This is a genomic window from Bradyrhizobium sp. SZCCHNR1053 (genome assembly GCF_032381235.1).
GTDB lineage: Bacteria > Pseudomonadota > Alphaproteobacteria > Rhizobiales > Xanthobacteraceae > Bradyrhizobium.
The window spans coordinates 41,135-57,519 of sequence record NZ_JAUHJM010000006.1; the positions used below are offsets into that span (position 1 = coordinate 41,135).

A 16,385-nucleotide genomic window follows, 5' to 3' on the forward strand; every position below is an offset into this window, starting at 1 on the left:
ACGTCCCTCTTCAGCGAGCCGGGATGCGCGAGAATGTGGATGTGATTTGCCCGACGGCGCAAGCGATGAGTTTGCGACAAACTGGCACGACGGGCAGTTGGCGCATACTGGGCATGCGCGGATTGCCCGTCGGGCAGATGGTCAGTCAGCCGATCGGCGACACCACCGGACATCGACGCAGCGCTGCTTGGCGTTCGCTCTCTCCGTGAACACGCTGCTCACGGCCAATGTGCCGCGCGGATTTCGGCGCTGGACCCTCTCCATGAACACGCAGCTCATGGCCGATGTGCAGTGCCGTCCTCGGCTTTTGACCCTCATGGTGAGGAGCGCCGGGCTCCGCAGCCCGTCCCGCGACGACTGCCCAAGGCGGCGCGTCTCGAACCATGAGGCCGCAGCTGGGGCCTCGCCCTTCGAGACGCCCGCCTTCAGCGGGCTCCTCAGGGTGAGGGCTTGAAGTAGTCGCCCGGCGACCGGGAACGCATCAAATGATCCGCCATCTCCCACGAAGGGCGCAGCCATGGTCTTGCGCGAGTACTCTCCTGCCTGTGTCCGAAAATGCAGGTCGAGCGGCCCTACGCTGCATTCGAACCCGGATCGATCATGATACGCGGCAAGCGCTTCGAAGTGGAGTGGTTTGAGATCGGTCACACCTCAAACGCCCCTGCGCTCGCGATAGCGGCGAACGGGTGTCGCGGCCCCGGTCTTCGACCGGCGGGTTGCGACGGCAGAGTTAAGTGCACTGTCAACGTAACCCCAAATTATTCTTATTGCGCCGAGGGGTCGCAAGTGCTCTCCGTCAAGGAACTTGATACATTAATTTACATGTTTCGCTGCGATGGCGGCCAGATCGCCGTTAGGCGGGAGCGACAGCAGCAGCCTCACGGATGGCTGATGCAATCTCGTCTTCGCTGCGTCCTCCGTTGATAGCGATGCGCCCGCCGAAGACGAAGTGAGGAACTGACCTGACCCCGGCTGCCATCGATCGGGCCGCCTCCTGCTCGACACGTCTATGTTGCTCGGGGTCAAGCGCTATCGCACGAGCTTCTTCCCGTTCGAATCCATGGGCCACGGCGATATCCGCAAGGACATCGGCGTCTGAGATGTTCCTTGCTTCCAGAAAATGCGCATCAGTGATCGCGACGGCGAGCGGATGCTGCGTCCCTCGTGCGCGCGCCGCAAGGATTAATCCGTGCGCCGCCTGTGTTCTGCAAGTCCAGAGTTGGCGGCTCAGGTCGAGGTCAAGGCCAGACGCGCGTGCCTCCGCCTCGGGCCGGGCGAAGGAGGCCTTCGGATCCGTCACGCCGTAACGCGACAAGAGAAGATCGGGAATGTAGAGGCCCTCCTCCGGCGCATCGGGAAGCAGAAGGACCGGGTGCTGGCGTATATCGGCATCCAGCTCAGGGAAACGTTCCGCCAGGACCTTGTCGAGACGGTGATGCCCGATGATGCACCATGGGCAGGTGATCTCGGTGTAAAGATCGATTTGCAGCATTATCTCATCCTTCTGGTCATTGAACCGACAGTCTAGGATTAATCTGAGCCGTTTCGCGTCGACCGCGGCGCCTTCCATCCCTAAGTCAGGACGCGCCATCGACGGAGGGCAAGCCAGGGTCGATACCGGTCATCTTGACGGACACATCCCACAGTCGCTTGGCGAGCTGCGGATTCCTCGCCTCCTCGGAGGGAAGACCTTCACCGGAAGGACCGCGCAGTTCGGAGAACCCCGTCGGCCCATAGTAGCCGCTGGGCTTTATCCGCCCGGTCGCTGCGTGCAGCTCGCCCCAGGCGCCCATGGCGGGCGTGGCGAATAGCAAGCCGATCAGCGACATCACTATCTTGCCCCACCAGCTGCCGCGGGCGAGGTTTGTTCCGACAAGACCCGGGTGGCAGGCCACCGCTGTTACCGGCGCTCCCGCCGCCCTCAGCCGCCGATCCAGCTCGAAGACGAAGAGCAGGTTCGCGAGCTTGCTGGCGCCATAGCGTGGAAGCCACCTGTAGCTCTTCTGAGCGTTAAGGTCGTCCCATTCGATCTTCGCTCCCTTATGCTGCCCGCTGCTCGTGACGACGATGCGCGATCCGGGCGTTTCCATGAGCTTCGGCAGCATGAGCGCGCTGAACGCGAAGCAGCCAAGATGATTGACGCCGAACGTCTGCTCGAAGCCCTGCGCTGTGTGCTTCAGCGTCGGCCCCTGCACGCCGGCATTGTTGATCAGCACGTCGACACGCGGCTCCTTGGCGGCGAGTTCAGCCGCCCGTCGCACGCTCGCCAAATCCGCCAGGTCAAGTGGCAGGAGCGCGAGCTCAGCTCCCGGAGTCTTTTGACGAATCCGGCTCATCGCGGCTCTCGCCTTCGCTTCGTCGCGGCACGCGAGCAACACCCGCGCGTGCCGAGCCGCCAGCGCGCTCGCCACTTCGAAGCCTATTCCCGTATTGGCCCCAGTGACGATGAAGCACTTGCCTGACTGATCGGGCACATCGGCCGCCGCAAATCCCTCGGATGGCACGGATTTCTCCTCTCCCTCGACGCGCGCTTGGTCTGTCGCCCCTGAACGCCGCACCGAACCGCACTCGAAGTTACGAGCCACCATGACGGATCGAGTGGTGCACCAGCGGCAGTCGCAGCGCGCATGCCCGCAAGTTGCTCAGCCAATTGCTCTTAAACGTGATCTGCTATTCCCGGCGCCGCGTGTACGAACTCCCTGGCAGTGACCTGATCGACCAGGAATTTCGCGAGGTTTCCGCGCGACAGCTTCGTGCCGAGCTTCGTCTTGCCATACCAGCCTGCGTCCACCTGGCCTGTTGCGGGCCCATCCTTGAGGTTGGGAATCCGAACCAGTGTCCAATCGAGATGTGAGTTGCTCACTAGTCCAGCGGTCGCCTTGATGTCGTCATAGGCGTTGTGGACGATTATCCTGAACAGCATGACGAATGCTTGAGACTTGAGGTCGAAACCATCCTTCGGATCACGATAGATGGCCGTCGATATCTGAATGAACCGTCGAACGTTCAGCTCTTCCATGACAGAGATGATCGTGCCGACGCCGCGCATGATTGGCCGCTTCTCGCGCGCTTTCAAACTGTTGGGCCCCAGGGCGCTGATCACCGCGTCAGAGCCCGCGACACACGCTTTGATCGCTTCGCGATTGTTTAAGTCACCGACGATGACCTCAATCTTGCTACCAAAGGCCGAAAGTTTTCCGGCGTCGCGCGTGTAGACGGACAGCTCATATCCTTGCCGAAGCGCCTCTTCGATAATGTGTCTTCCGGTTGGTCCGGTCCCTCCAAAGAGAGCAATCTTCATCTCATCTTCCTTCCTGCCTTTTGGCTTGGAAGCAACTGCTCTGGCTGCTGACATAATCGCCTGAGCAGCCGGCCGCTCCGCTTTCAGGCGGCCTTTTCCAAGACCGAGCGAACCTGGGCTTCGGTGGCGGCGATGGCGGCCTTGGCCGCCTCAGGCCCGAAGACGGTGCCTTCCACACGGACGATTTCAACGTCGGCCAGGCCGATGAAGCCCAAGAGGTGACGCAGATAGGCGGTCTGGAAATCAAAGGGAGCCCAGTCACCCTCGGAGAAGACGCCGCCTGCGGCAGTGACCAGATAAACCTTCTTGCCGGTCAGCAATCCCTGCGGCCTGCCGGCTTCGTTATAACCAAAGGTCACGCGCGGCCAAGTGATGTGATCGAACCAGGCCTTCAACTGCGACGATAGACCGAAATTGATCATGCCTGAACCCAAGACGATCACGTCAGCAGCCTTCACCTCATCGACGAGCTCCTGGGCAAGGCCGACCGCCTTGAGCTGCTCGGGTGTGCGCGCCTCGGGGGACGCGACGCGGCCTTGAATGTACGCTTGGCCGATATGCGGGAGCGGGTTAGCCGCCAGATCGCGCGTCAAAACGGTGCCGCCCAAGCGAACCTTGAAGCCTTCGGCGATCTCGGTCGCGAAACGGGTGGACAGGCTCTCGGCGCCACGAGGGCTCGAGGTAACGAGGAGGATGTTGGTCATGGTTGCTCCGACGTGAACAGCGTAGTAACTCTTGTTACTAACACTATTAAGGTGACTGCCATGTCCCTCGCAAGAAGGCACCCCAATGACACTTAGTGACATTGATTTTCCTACCCCGAGCAAAGGTGACGACTGTCGGATGGTTCGGGAAATCCTTGATCTCGTCGGCGACAAATGGAGCTTGTACATCATCGCAACGCTCAAAGATGGACCAGTTCGGTTCAATGAGCTGAGACGTCAGATCGACGGCATCTCGCAGCGGATGCTGACGATCACCTTGCGCGGACTGGAACGCGACGGGTTGGTGAAGCGGACATTGTTCCCCACTATTCCGCCACGCGTGGATTATGAGTTGACGGATGTTGGACGGACGCTTCTTGCGCCAGTAATGGCTCTCGTTACGTGGGCGAACACCAATCAGGAGAACATCCAAAACGCTCGCGTCCGATACGATGCAAGCTAGTTGGCAGCGGACATCACTTATCCGATTTGCACGCTATGGCACGCCGTTGCCGCACAGCCAGAGCTGGGGTCTTCCAACGCGCATGATCTATCGTCTTCGATCTCTCAGTCAGAATTGACGAAGAGAGAAAAGATGAGCCAAACACCTCAGGCGGCCCGCAGAACTATCCGCCGGCGTGGCGGGCGGTATGTGAGAATAAAGTGTGCTGTCACCGTACCCCTGGTACCCCTGGAGGTACTTGGCTGAAGCGGGGGAGTGAGATCCCCAAGGCGCGGACAACGACCCGATATATTACGTCTTACCGAGGCGCCATCATCAGATCGAACTTGGAAGAAGGGGGCGACGGTATCGCTCTTTCAAGCGCGCAGTTGTTTGATCAATGCTCGGATACACGGTGGTTGCATTGACATTAATCTTGTTTAGCTGATCAAGTATACGCAGTTTTTCCTTTATAGTTATTCTTGAGATGACAATATCGTCTGTACCCGCCTCAGACAACGAGGCCTCGTGACCGAATAGCAAGAAGGCACCGGACTGCGACTTGATTCGCATGTTTGTCTGCTTCGCTTTTACACACACTATCGACCGAAGATGTTCAGGCTCAATTCGCCCCTCGAAGTAGCCTTTCTCGGATTTGACATGATGCAGCAATCGTCGGGCCACCGCGGTTTCGTTGAAGGCATCACGATCCAGACTCAAATTGAGTTCGTTTTTCTGAGAAAACGTCAGGTTTGAAAGGTTCGAAAGGCAACTAACTGTGTCGGAGTCAAAATACTTTATCTTCTCTGACTGCACCTGAAAGATGATCACCTCTCCATCCGCATCCAGAGGCGTCGGAGTCGAGTAGCAGGCAAAGAATAGAGCCACGAGAGGATTGCCAGAAATGTCGAGAAGCCGGGTCGGCAAGCCGTAATGCTGCATGCGAACGAGCTGGTCGAAGCAATATTGATCACCTAGAAATTCGTCATGATGGGCAATGAGCAGCTCCTTGCATAGTCGATCCTCGTTAGGCAGGTACTGCCACACTCCATTCGACCATTTCCGCAATAGAGAAGGGGTCAGCTCGAATGACGAGTCTTCATGTCCGCGGAAAAAGACCTCCGTCGTCCCTGTCGCGGACAATTCGTAAAGTCGGGCAAGAAAGGACTCGACGTTATCGGCAACACCGATAGTCCTACGCTCCGGCGCCGGTGGCTTTTCTTTCGAGACCGGCAAGCCTGTACGCAGCTCCTTGATCTTGGCAGATCGGTCCGGCTTGAGCTCCGCTAACTTTTCCAAGATGTCCAGGGCGTCTCCACTGCGGACCGCCCAATGCGTGCGATAAAGTTCGAATCGATCTGCTCCAAAAATATCTAACGCCTGGTGCAGCCCTGAAAACGTCACCTCACCGAAATCAATTACAGCACGAAACACGGTGACGACGGCTTTGGAGCCAACAATCGTTTTGTCGATCCACCCATATTTGATGACCATCGAAGCGCTCGAACGCGACGCGTCGATCTCGCTACACAGAAATGTAGGCAACTTTTCCAAGAATGCGATCGAGCTATCATTCAGTTCTTTGAGCCTCTCCGCGATATCAGCGGGCGTGTACTCAAAAATACGGCCCCGCCCCATTTCAATTTCGCTAGCCTGCTCGACATATTCTCGATCGCTAAAAGCAATGTAGTTGAAATATTCTGACACGGTGCCAAGCCCTCCGCTGCCAGAACGCTCTAGCTAGCGATTCTATGAAACTCTTCCGCCCCCTACTCCCACTCAATCGTCCCCGGCGGCTTGCTGGTCACATCATACACCACCCTGTTCACGCCCTTCACCTCGTTGATGATGCGCGTCGCCGTATTGCCGAGGAACTTCATGTCGAACGGATAGAAATCCGCGGTCATGCCGTCCGTCGAGGTGACGGCGCGCAGGCCGACGACGTAGTCGTAGGTGCGGCCGTCGCCCATGACGCCGACGGTCTTGACGGGGAGCAGCACCGCGAAGGCTTGCCAGATGGTGTCGTAGAGGCCGGCTTTGCGGATCTCGTCGATGTAGATGGCGTCGGCCTTGCGCAGGATGTCGAGCTTGTCTGTCGTGATCTCGCCGGGGCAGCGGATGGCGAGGCCGGGGCCCGGGAACGGGTGGCGGCCGACGAAGACGTCGGGCAGGCCGAGCTCGCGGCCGAGCACGCGGACCTCGTCCTTGAACAGTTCGCGCAGCGGCTCGACCAGCTTCATGTTCATGCGATCAGGCAGGCCGCCGACATTGTGGTGCGACTTGATCGTCACCGAGGGGCCGCCGGTGAAGGAGACGCTCTCGATCACGTCGGGATAGAGCGTGCCCTGCGCCAGGAAATCGGCGCCGCCGATCTTCTTTGCTTCCGCCTCGAACACGTCGATGAAGAGTCGTCCGATGGTCTTGCGCTTCGCTTCGGGGTCGGTGACGCCGGCGAGCTCGCCGAGGAACAGCTTCGAGGCGTCCACATGCACCAGCGGGATGTTGTAGTGGTGCCGGAACAGATCGACGACGGTCTCGGCCTCGTTGAGCCTGAGCAGGCCGTGGTCGACGAACACGCAGGTGAGCTGGTCGCCGATCGCCTCGTGGATCAGCACCGCGGCAACGGCGGAATCGACACCGCCGGACAGGCCGCAGATCACCTTGCCCTTGCCGACCTGGGCGCGGATCTTCTTGATCTCCTCCGCGCGGAAGGCGTGCATGGTCCAGTCGCCGCCGAGGCCGGCGATGTTGCGGACGAAGTTTCGGATCAGTTTTGCACCATCCGGCGTGTGCACCACCTCGGGGTGGAACATCAGGCCGTAGTACTTGCGCGCCTCGTCCTGGATCACGGCGAACGGCGCGTTCGGCGAGACGCCGGCGACCGAGAAGCCCGGCGGCATCTGCGTGATGCGGTCGCCATGGCTCATCCACACCTGGTGCTGCTCGCCGGTCTGCCAGACGCCGTCGAACAGGCGGCTGTTGGTCTTGACCTCGACATCGGCGCGGCCGAACTCGCGGTGGTGACCGCCTTCGACGGTGCCGCCGAGCTGGGCGGCCATCGTCATCTGGCCGTAGCAGATGCCCATCACGGGCACGCCGCTATCGAAGATCAGTTGCGGGGCGCGCGGGGAGCCTTCCTCATGGACCGATTCCGGACCACCGGAGAGGATCACGGCCTTGGGCTGCATCTCGCGGAAGGCGGCCTCCGCCTTCTGGAACGGCACGATCTCGCAATACACGCCGTCCTCGCGCACCCGGCGCGCGATCAGCTGCGTGACCTGGCTGCCGAAATCGACGATCAGGATCTTGTCGTGGAGCGCGGCCACGGAGGTGTCGGCGGCGGCGCTGGCGGGGGTGTTGGGCTGGGCTGTCATGGCAAGGAATTACGCCGCGGCGGGGAGTCTCGCAACCCTTGCCAGCAAGCGATTCACCGGTGCGTACCCCACCCACCGCTGTCGTCCCGGCCAAGCGGACTGGGGCAATGCGCAGCATTGCGCCAGTTCGCGCCGAGCCGGGATCCATAGCCACAGGACGCGGGGCTCGGGCACGCTGTGGCCACAGCTCGCGCCAGACGACGGCCGCGGAGTATGGGTCCCGGGTCGGCGCCCCACGCGCTACGCGCGCGGGGCTTGCCCGGGACGACAGCGGGGAATGTTCGCGGCGGGGGGGCCGTAGGGTGGGCAAAGGCGCGTGGCAGGCCTTCCGTTTGGTCCACGCTGATGCGCGCCGTGCCCGCCGTCGGGCGGCGTTCACAGCGGCGACACGGTGGGCACGGCGCCATTGCCATTGTCGTGCGCGGACATGGCGCGGCAGCGCCTTTGCCCACCCTACGGCGGTGTGGGTGCGGCTACGCCTGCTTCTTCAGCACCGACACGAAGAACCCGTCCGTCCCCGTCCGGCGCGGGGTCATCAGCCAGCCCTCCGGCGTCTTCAGCGCGGCCTCGGCGAAGGCCTCGGCCTTGTCCCAGAGGACGGTGGCGGTTTGCTCCGGGGGCTGAACCGCGAACTCCGGATGCCGCTCCACGAACGCTCTCACTTGGTCGCCATTTTCGGGCTGCAGCACCGAGCAGGTGATGTAGGCGATGCGGCCGCCGGGCTTGACCAGGCCCGCAGCGCGATCAAGCACTTCGGCCTGGTCCTTGAGACGGATCTCGAGCGCGCCGGGGCGCATGCGCCATTTGGCGTCGGGGTTGCGGCGCCAGGTGCCGGTGCCCGTGCAGGGGGCGTCGATGACGACGAGGTCGGCCGAGGCCTTGATGTCGGCGAGCGGGTCGGCGTCGCCCTTCGGGCTGCGGACATCGGCATTGTGGACCCCGGCGCGCGACAGCCGCTCGTGGATCGGCGCGAGCTGGCGCTTGTCGTGGTCGGTGGCGATCAGCCGGCCCTTGCCGCCCATCATCGCGGCCAGCGCCAGCGTCTTGCCGCCGGCGCCGGCGCAGAGGTCGATCACCTGCTCGCCGGGCTTGGCCGCGGTGAACAAGGCCGCGAGCTGCGAGCCCTCGTCCTGGACCTCGATGGCGCCCTTGATGAAATCCTCCTCGGCATGGATTCCGGGATTGCGGGCGTCGGCACCGAGCGTGATGCGCAGGCCGATCGGCGACCATGGCGTCGGCACGGCGCCGAGATGCTTCAGCGAGGCCTGCACCTTGTCGCGCTTCGCCTTGAGCGTGTTGACGCGCAAATCGAGCGGGGCGCGGCTGGCCATCGCCATGGCTTCCGCCACGCGGTCGTCGCCGAACACGGCGGCGAGATACGGGTCGAGCCAGTCCGGATAGTCGCCGGCGACCGGCGGCGGCGCGCCGTCGGTGGTGCGCGAGGCCAGCGCCTTCTCCTCTTGCGCGTTGAGCGGCGGCGGGGCGAAGCGGCTGCCGTCGCACATCGCACCGATGGTCGCGACATCGAGGCCGCGCTCGAGCTTGAGCATGCCGAGCACGCGGGCGCGCGCCGTGTCGTCCTCCATCAGGTAGGCGCTGGAAGCGCGGCGGCGCAGCACGTCCCAGACCAGGCCGGCGATGGCGGCGCGGTCACCGGAGCCGGCGAAGCGGTGGCCGGTGCCCCAGTCCTTCAGGGCCTTGGCCGCCGGCGCCCTGTCGGCCTCGATGGTTTCGATGATGTCGATGGCGGCGGACAGCCGGGCGGCGGGGGTCATTCAGGGTCCAGTTCTAGATCAGGAGAAGTATCTTGAGGGCGAAATACAGCCACATCGCCAGCAGTACCAGCGCCGAGGCGGTCCAGGCGAGGCCGCGCTGGCGGCTGTCCTTGGCGCCGCTGACAAGGCCGGCATTGACGAAGCGGGTCACCACGAACACCCAGGACAGCAGCACGATCACCAGATCGGCGTGGCGCAGCGGCAGCGCAATGGCGATCAGGGCGTAGAACAGGGTCGGCAGGCCGAATTCGTCGGCGGCGTCAGTGGCTTGCGCCCGCGTCCTGTTCCAGAACAGCAGCGCGAAGGTGAGCCCGACCTCGACGAAGACGGGCAGCAGCACCATGGTCAGCGACATCGAAAATCCCCCTGGGAATGTCGAAGGCCCGGCATGATGCCGGGCCCTCGTGGATGAACCGGTTCCCTCAGGACTCCCGAAAAGCCTCCATGGTTCCCATGTTTTTGCGGAGAGGCTGAAGAATCACATCAAGTGTGGCTCAGGCCTTGTCCGGCCCGACCCGCACCAGCTGCTTGCCGAAATTGGCACCTTTCAGCAGGCCCATGAACGCTGACGGCGCATTCTCCAGGCCCTCGGTGACGAACTCCTTGTACTTGACCTTGCCGTCGCGGACCCAGGCCGACATGTCCTTGAGGAAGTCGCCATGGCGGGAGGCGAAGTCGGAAACGATGAAGCCGCGGATGGTGAGCCGCTTGGTCAGCACGTTGCGCATCAGGGCGCCGGCCCATTTCGGCGCCACCGACTGGGTGTCGTTGTAATGGGCGATCAGGCCGCAGACGGGCATGCGGGCGAAGGCGTTGAACAGCGGGAACACCGCCTCGAACACCGGGCCGCCGACATTCTCGAAATAGACGTCGATGCCTTTCGGGCAGGCTTCCTTGAGCTTGGCGGCGAGATCGGGATCGCGATGATCGAGGCAGTCGTCGAAGCCAAACTCGGATCGAACGTAGTCGCATTTGTCCTTGCCGCCGGCGATGCCGATGGCCCGGGCGCCCTTGATCCGGGCGATCTGGCCCACGGCCGAGCCGACCGCGCCGGACGCCGCGGCGACCACCACCGTCTCGCCCGGCTTGGGCTGGCCGATGTCGAGCAGGCCGGTATAGGCGGTCATGCCGGGCATGCCGAGCACGCCGACCGCGGTCGAGATCGGCGCCAGCTTGGGGTCGACCTTGGCGAGGCCCTTGCCGTCGGAGATCGCATGCGTCTGCCAGCCGGCGCGCGCCAGCACGATGTCGCCGGCCTTGAAGCCGGGATTGTTGGAGGCCACCACCTCGCACACGGTCCCCGCCTCCATCACGCCGCCGACCGGCACCGGCTGGGCATAGGACGGCCCGTCGCTCATGCGCCCGCGCATGTACGGATCGAGCGACAGCCAGATCGTGCGCAGCAGCACCTCGCCGGCGCCGGGCGTCGGGACGGCGTAGTCCTCGAGGCGGAAGTCGGACGGCTTGGGCTCGCCGACGGGACGGGCGGCGAGAACGATGCGCTTGGCTTGGGACATGGTGTTTCCTCCTGATGTTCTTATCGTTGCCGAGGGAATGATGATCTCTCCTCCGTCATTCCGGGGCGCGCGTCAGCGCGAACCCGGAATCCAGAGGTGATGCGCAAAGGTGATTGCGCAAGACAATATCGAGATTCCGGGTTCAGCACGCCGCGCAAAACGCGCGTCATGCTGCCCCGGAATGACGGACGCGTGGCGGCCTTCTCGCTTACACCCCGCCCGGATAGTTCGGGCTTTCGCGCGTGATCGTGACGTCATGCACGTGGCTTTCGCGCAGGCCCGCGCCGGTGATGCGGACGAACTCGGACTTGGAGTGAAACTCGCCGAGATCCTTGGCGCCGACATAGCCCATGGCGGCACGGAGGCCGCCGGCGAGCTGGTGCATGACGTTGCCGACCGGGCCCTTGTACGGCACCTGGCCCTCGATGCCTTCCGGCACGAGCTTCAGGGTGTCCTTGATGTCCTGCTGGAAGTAGCGGTCGGCCGAGCCGCGCGCCATCGCGCCGACCGAGCCCATGCCGCGATAGGCCTTGTAGGACCGGCCCTGCCACAGGAACACTTCGCCAGGGGTCTCGTCGGTGCCGGCCAGCAGCGAGCCGACCATGGCGACATCGGCGCCGGCGGCGAGCGCCTTGGCGAGGTCGCCGGAGAACTTGATGCCGCCGTCGGCGATGACCGGCACGTCGGCCTTCTTGGCCGCCTCGACCGCATCCATGATCGCGGTGAGCTGCGGCACGCCGACGCCGGCGACGATGCGCGTGGTGCAGATCGAGCCCGGGCCGATGCCGACCTTGACGGCGTCAGCGCCGGCATCGATCAGCGCCTGCGCGCCGTCGCGGGTGGCGATGTTGCCGGCGATGACCTGCACGGCGTTGGAGATGCGCTTGATGCGGTTGACCGCCTCGAGCACGCGCGAGGAATGACCATGCGCGGTGTCGACCACGATGAGGTCGACGCCGGCCTCGATCAGCCGCTCGGTGCGCTCGAAGCCGCCCTCGCCGACCGTCGTCGCCGCGGCCACGCGCAGCCGGCCCTGGCCGTCCTTGCAGGCGAGCGGATGCGCGACCGCCTTCTCCATGTCCTTGACGGTGATCAGGCCGACGCAGCGGTACTGATCGTCGACGACCAGCAGCTTCTCGATGCGGTGCTTGTGCAGGATCTTCTTGGCCTCGTCCTGGCCGACGCCCTCGCGCACAGTGACGAGGTTCTCGTGCGTCATCAGCTCGGAGATCTTCTGGCGCGGATCGGTGGCGAAGCGCACGTCACGATTGGTGAGGATGCCGACCAGCTTGCCGGGGATGCCCTTGCCGCCGCCGGTGACCACCGGGATGCCGGAGAAGCCGTAATCCTTCATCAGCGCCAGCGCGTCGGCGAGCGTTGCCTCGGGCGAGATGGTTAGCGGGTTGACCACCATGCCGGATTCGAACTTCTTGACCTGGCGCACCTGGGCGGCCTGGCCCTCGGGATCGAAATTGCGGTGGATGACCCCGACACCGCCGGCCTGCGCCATGGCGATCGCCATGCGCGCTTCGGTGACGGTATCCATGGCGGAGGCCATGATCGGAATGTTGAGCGGGATCTCGCGCGTCACGCGCGAGCGGATGTCGACCTCGGAGGGAAGCACATCGGAGAGGCCCGGCTTCAGGAGCACGTCGTCGAAGGTGAAGGCTTCGCGAAGTGTCTGGACGGTCGCCATCGTCAACTCCTTGTCTGCGGCCAAAACGGCCGCGATGCGGGTACGGATGAGCGACGCCGCCGTCGAGACCATGCCTCGCCGTCGAATCGGTGCCCATCGGTGGGGTTGACGCGGGTCGATAGCATGGGCCTGTGACGAATCAAAGGGCCGATCCACCGTCCTCCCGCGATTGCGAGGAACGGCTGATAACGGCCCTCATTCGCGTTCCGCGCGCAATAAAAGATCGTGAATACCCTGAATCCGGAGCAGAAATTCCGCTCGCCTCCAGACCCGCCGGCCTCAGCGCCAAGCGCCCGGCGGCGGGCCGTAGCGGCGGATGGCCTCGACCACCTCGCGGTGCCGCCGGTCCTCCCGCCGCATGTGCACGGCGATCAGCGCGTGAGCCGAGGGCACCAGCAGCAGCACGTGGAAGAACAGGCCGAGGACCAGGCACACCACGCAGAGCAGCAGGCTGAACACCGCCGCGAACGGCTGCCCGTTGAGCAGCAGGCCCAGCGGCGGCACCAGAGCGGCGAGCAGGTAGATCATCGGCACATCTCCAACAACGGGACGCGACAGCGTCGCGCTGCATTTAGGGGGCCATGCCAGCAGCGCAATGGCCTCGTTCGTCGCAGGGTGTTAAAGCCGCACCGCCCGCCTGCCCTCCCCCGCCGCCGACATCCGATGAACAAGCAACGCGTCATTCCGCTGATCGTCGCCACCGCCCTGTTCATGGAGAACATGGACTCCACGGTGATCGCGACCTCGCTGCCGGCGATCGCCAGGGACATCGGCACCAGCCCGCTGACCTTGAAGCTCGCCATCACCTCCTATCTGCTGTCGCTGGCGGTGTTCATCCCGGCCAGCGGCTGGACCGCCGACCGCTTCGGCGCGCGACGCGTGTTCTCCAGCGCGGTCGCCGTGTTCATGATCGGCTCGATCGGCTGCGCCTTTGCCAACTCGGTCGAGAACTTCGTGTTCGCCCGCATCCTGCAGGGTATGGGCGGCGCGATGATGACGCCGGTCGGGCGTCTCGTTCTCTTGCGTTCCGTCGACAAGAGCGCGCTGGTCGGCGCGATGGCCTGGGTCACCATTCCCGCGCTGATCGGCCCGGTGATCGGGCCGCCGGTCGGCGGCTTCATCACCACCTATTTCTCCTGGCACTGGATCTTTCTGATCAACATCCCGATCGGCATCGTCGGCATCATCATGGCGCTGCGCTTCATCGATCCGATCAAGAGCGAGAACCCCGAGCCGTTCGATCTCACCGGCATGGTGCTGGCGGGCATCGGCCTCGCCGGTCTCGCCTTCGGCCTCTCCGTCGCCGGCCTCAATTTGCTGCCATGGTCCGTGGTCGGCAGTCTCGTCGCGATCGGCGCGATCTCGATGACGCTCTATGTCCGCCACTCCTGGCGGACCAACTCGCCGGTGCTCGACTTCTCGCTGCTGCGACTGCCGACCCTGCGCGCCTCGATCGTCGGCGGCTTCATGTTCCGGCTCGGCATCGGCGCACTGCCTTTCCTGCTGCCGCTCTTGATGCAGCTCGGCTTCGGCCTGTCGCCGTTCCAGTCCGGCCTCGTCACCTTCGGCTCCTCGGCCGGCGCGATGGGCATGAAGGCGCTGGCCGCGCGCCTCATCCGCGCCTTCGGCTTCCGCCATCTGATGACCGTCAACGCCGTCGTCAGCTCGGTCTTCCTCGCCGCCTGCGCGCTGTTCACGCCGGCGACGCCGCTGCTGCTGATCCTGATCATTCTCGTGGTCGGCGGCTTCTTCCGCTCGTTGCAGTTCACCGCGATCAACACCGTGGCCTATGCCGAGGTCGAGACTGCGCAGATGAGCCGCGCCACGACGCTCACCAGCGTCAACCAGCAGCTCGCGATCTCCGCCGGCGTCGCGGTCGGCGCGTTCTCGGTGGAGACCACGATGTGGATGCACGGCGCGAGCCAGCTCACCGCGTCGTCCTTCGCGCCCGCCTTCATTGTCGTCGCCATCACCTCGGCGCTGTCGTCGATCCTGTTCTGGCAGATGCCGGATGACGCCGGCAGCGAGATCTCAGGCCGTAAGGTGGCTGCGATCGCGAGCCGCAAGGGCGCTGAGAAGGGCGCGGAGAAGGCCGCCAGGAAATCGGCGAGCGAGACCACGCAGGACGTGCGGGATCAGCGGCTGGGGTAGCGACCGTTCTCCGGTCAAGGTCTCCTCGCGCCGGACTTCCAGAACTCGGCGAGGCGATCCGCCCACATCCGCGCGTGCAGCTCCGTGCCGGCACGGCTCATATGGCAGCCGTCATGGCGCAGCGTAAGCCCGATCTGATCCGTATCCGGGCCAGGATGGACGCCGAGCGCCGGGTTCGGCACCGCAGCCTGCGCCGAGCGTATGATCTCGTCGGGAACGCTGCCGCAAAGCGTCGCCGTGGCCACGAAGATCGGCGCCGTCACGTCGGCCGCCCGCAGGCCGGCGACGATCTCCAGATAGTTCCGCAAGTACGACAGCCGGCCCGCTTCCTTCATCTTCGGGGTGACTTGCAGATGCGTGCCGTCCTCCGCCCCGTTCGTCGAGAAGGCGAAGGCGTTGGACTCGCCCTGATGCCAGAGCACCGCGCTCGGCTCGAGACCGGCGTCGCGCAGGCCGGCGATGGTTGCGAGCAGCACCTCGAAATACTTGCCGCCGCGGGCGCGCCACTCCTCGAGATAAGTCCCGCCGATCGCAACGGGTGCGATCACGACCGTCTTCGCCAGCCCGCGATCGATCAATTCGTCGCCCAGCCGGGTGGCGACGTTCTCGCCCCCGCCCGGCGTTCCCAGCAACGGATTGCGCGCCACGTAGCAGCGGCCGTCGAAGCGGTCGAAATTGTAGAACCGGTTGTGAGGCTGATAGAGCCGGCCACTCTGATCGGGCGCGCCGGTGTTGGAGATGTTCGACTGGCCCGCGGTCAGAAGCACCACCAGCCCCTCGCGCGGAATGGCGTCGCAGGCAATTGGCGTCGCCCTGGCACGCGCAGCCTCGTTGTCCCCCATGAGACAGCGCGAGGCGTTGCCGCCCGCGATGAAATCCGCGTCAGAACCGTACAGCGCAAGAGCGAGGTTGCGTCCCTGCAGCAGGCTCTGCACCTCCGGGTCGCTGCTCGCGCCGTCGATACGACGGTCGATGTCGGCAAAGGCGGCGCGCCGCGTTCGCATCTGCTCCAGCAGCGCCAGGAAGCCTGGGCGGGTCGAGATCGGTCCGACGGCGCAGGGAACGCAATTGCCGTCGCGTGTCCTGGCCGCGGTGGTCGGCTGGCAGACGTCGCGGGCCGGCAGCACCTCCGCGGCGCCGGCCGTGGCAGCGAACGAGGCGAACCACGCTGCGACAAGTACGACGATTGATACACGCAGGTTCATGTTCCAGTCACTCTTCGTCGCCAACCTTGGATATCACCTCTGTTCCAGAGCTTGCATATGACTTCCAGCCGTTCCGGGCCTCATGGTTCGAGACGCGCCGCAAGCGGCGCTCCTCACCATGAGGGGCTTGGATTGCGCTCCGAACACAGACCTCGTCCTGAGGAGCGCGCCCCTTGGCGCGCGTCTCGAAGGACGGCCACAGGGCACTCCCGTTGGTGTC

At 64.1% G+C, this 16,385-nt stretch carries 14 protein-coding genes; 2 read left to right on the forward strand and 12 right to left on the reverse strand.

Going from position 1 to position 16,385, the window contains the following annotated elements:
* Positions 1-853: 853 nt before the first annotated feature.
* The 4 genes from QX051_RS16390 to QX051_RS16405 all read right to left on the reverse strand — a co-directional run bounded on the left by QX051_RS16390 (position 854) and on the right by QX051_RS16405 (position 4,005).
* The gene (locus QX051_RS16390; protein WP_315776825.1) at positions 854-1,492 is read right to left on the reverse strand and encodes a DsbA family protein; all 639 of its coding nucleotides are present in this window, start codon (positions 1,490-1,492) and stop codon (positions 854-856) included.
* 85 nt (positions 1,493-1,577) lie between these two features.
* Positions 1,578-2,504 carry an oxidoreductase gene (locus QX051_RS16395; RefSeq protein WP_315776826.1) on the reverse strand — a complete coding sequence of 309 codons (927 nt, stop codon included), beginning with the start codon at positions 2,502-2,504 and terminating at the stop codon, positions 1,578-1,580.
* Positions 2,505-2,656: 152 nt separating this feature from the next.
* The gene (locus QX051_RS16400) at positions 2,657-3,301 is read right to left on the reverse strand and encodes an SDR family oxidoreductase (protein ID WP_315776828.1); all 645 of its coding nucleotides are present in this window, start codon (positions 3,299-3,301) and stop codon (positions 2,657-2,659) included.
* A gap of 83 nt (positions 3,302-3,384) precedes the next feature.
* Entirely contained in the window at positions 3,385-4,005 is a 621-nt protein-coding gene (locus QX051_RS16405) for an FMN-dependent NADH-azoreductase (RefSeq protein WP_315776829.1), read from the reverse strand.
* Between the two features lie 85 nt (positions 4,006-4,090).
* On the opposite strand from QX051_RS16405, the gene QX051_RS16410 reads away from it, so the two are divergent.
* The gene (locus QX051_RS16410) at positions 4,091-4,468 is read left to right on the forward strand and encodes a winged helix-turn-helix transcriptional regulator (RefSeq protein WP_008524933.1); all 378 of its coding nucleotides are present in this window, start codon (positions 4,091-4,093) and stop codon (positions 4,466-4,468) included.
* A 315-nt stretch (positions 4,469-4,783) separates the two neighbouring features.
* Here the strand turns inward: QX051_RS16410 and QX051_RS16415 are convergent, their stop codons facing one another.
* The 7 genes from QX051_RS16415 to QX051_RS16445 form a co-directional block, all read right to left on the reverse strand.
* On the reverse strand, positions 4,784-6,154 hold the full coding sequence (locus QX051_RS16415; protein ID WP_315776830.1) for an FRG domain-containing protein: 1,371 nt from the start codon (positions 6,152-6,154) through the stop codon (positions 4,784-4,786).
* A 62-nt stretch (positions 6,155-6,216) separates the two neighbouring features.
* Entirely contained in the window at positions 6,217-7,821 is a 1,605-nt protein-coding gene (guaA, locus tag QX051_RS16420; protein ID WP_315776831.1) for a glutamine-hydrolyzing GMP synthase, read from the reverse strand.
* Positions 7,822-8,294: 473 nt separating this feature from the next.
* Positions 8,295-9,596, reverse strand: coding sequence for an RsmB/NOP family class I SAM-dependent RNA methyltransferase (locus QX051_RS16425; protein WP_315776832.1), 1,302 nt, complete (start codon positions 9,594-9,596; stop codon positions 8,295-8,297).
* Between the two features lie 13 nt (positions 9,597-9,609).
* The gene (locus tag QX051_RS16430) at positions 9,610-9,951 is read right to left on the reverse strand and encodes an MAPEG family protein (protein WP_315739188.1); all 342 of its coding nucleotides are present in this window, start codon (positions 9,949-9,951) and stop codon (positions 9,610-9,612) included.
* A gap of 139 nt (positions 9,952-10,090) precedes the next feature.
* Positions 10,091-11,113 (reverse strand): NADP-dependent oxidoreductase, encoded by a 1,023-nt coding sequence (locus QX051_RS16435; RefSeq protein ID WP_315776833.1) that lies wholly within the window; start codon positions 11,111-11,113, stop codon positions 10,091-10,093.
* Between the two features lie 208 nt (positions 11,114-11,321).
* Positions 11,322-12,809, reverse strand: coding sequence for an IMP dehydrogenase (guaB, locus tag QX051_RS16440; protein ID WP_315770932.1), 1,488 nt, complete (start codon positions 12,807-12,809; stop codon positions 11,322-11,324).
* 279 nt (positions 12,810-13,088) lie between these two features.
* On the reverse strand, positions 13,089-13,337 hold the full coding sequence (locus QX051_RS16445) for a hypothetical protein (RefSeq protein ID WP_315776834.1): 249 nt from the start codon (positions 13,335-13,337) through the stop codon (positions 13,089-13,091).
* Positions 13,338-13,472: 135 nt separating this feature from the next.
* On the opposite strand from QX051_RS16445, the gene QX051_RS16450 reads away from it, so the two are divergent.
* Positions 13,473-14,960, forward strand: coding sequence for an MDR family MFS transporter (locus QX051_RS16450; RefSeq protein ID WP_315770930.1), 1,488 nt, complete (start codon positions 13,473-13,475; stop codon positions 14,958-14,960).
* A 14-nt stretch (positions 14,961-14,974) separates the two neighbouring features.
* Here the strand turns inward: QX051_RS16450 and QX051_RS16455 are convergent, their stop codons facing one another.
* A complete protein-coding gene (locus tag QX051_RS16455; RefSeq protein ID WP_315776835.1) occupies positions 14,975-16,189 on the reverse strand; it encodes a sialate O-acetylesterase in 1,215 nt (404 codons plus the stop codon).
* Positions 16,190-16,385: the final 196 nt, after the last annotated feature.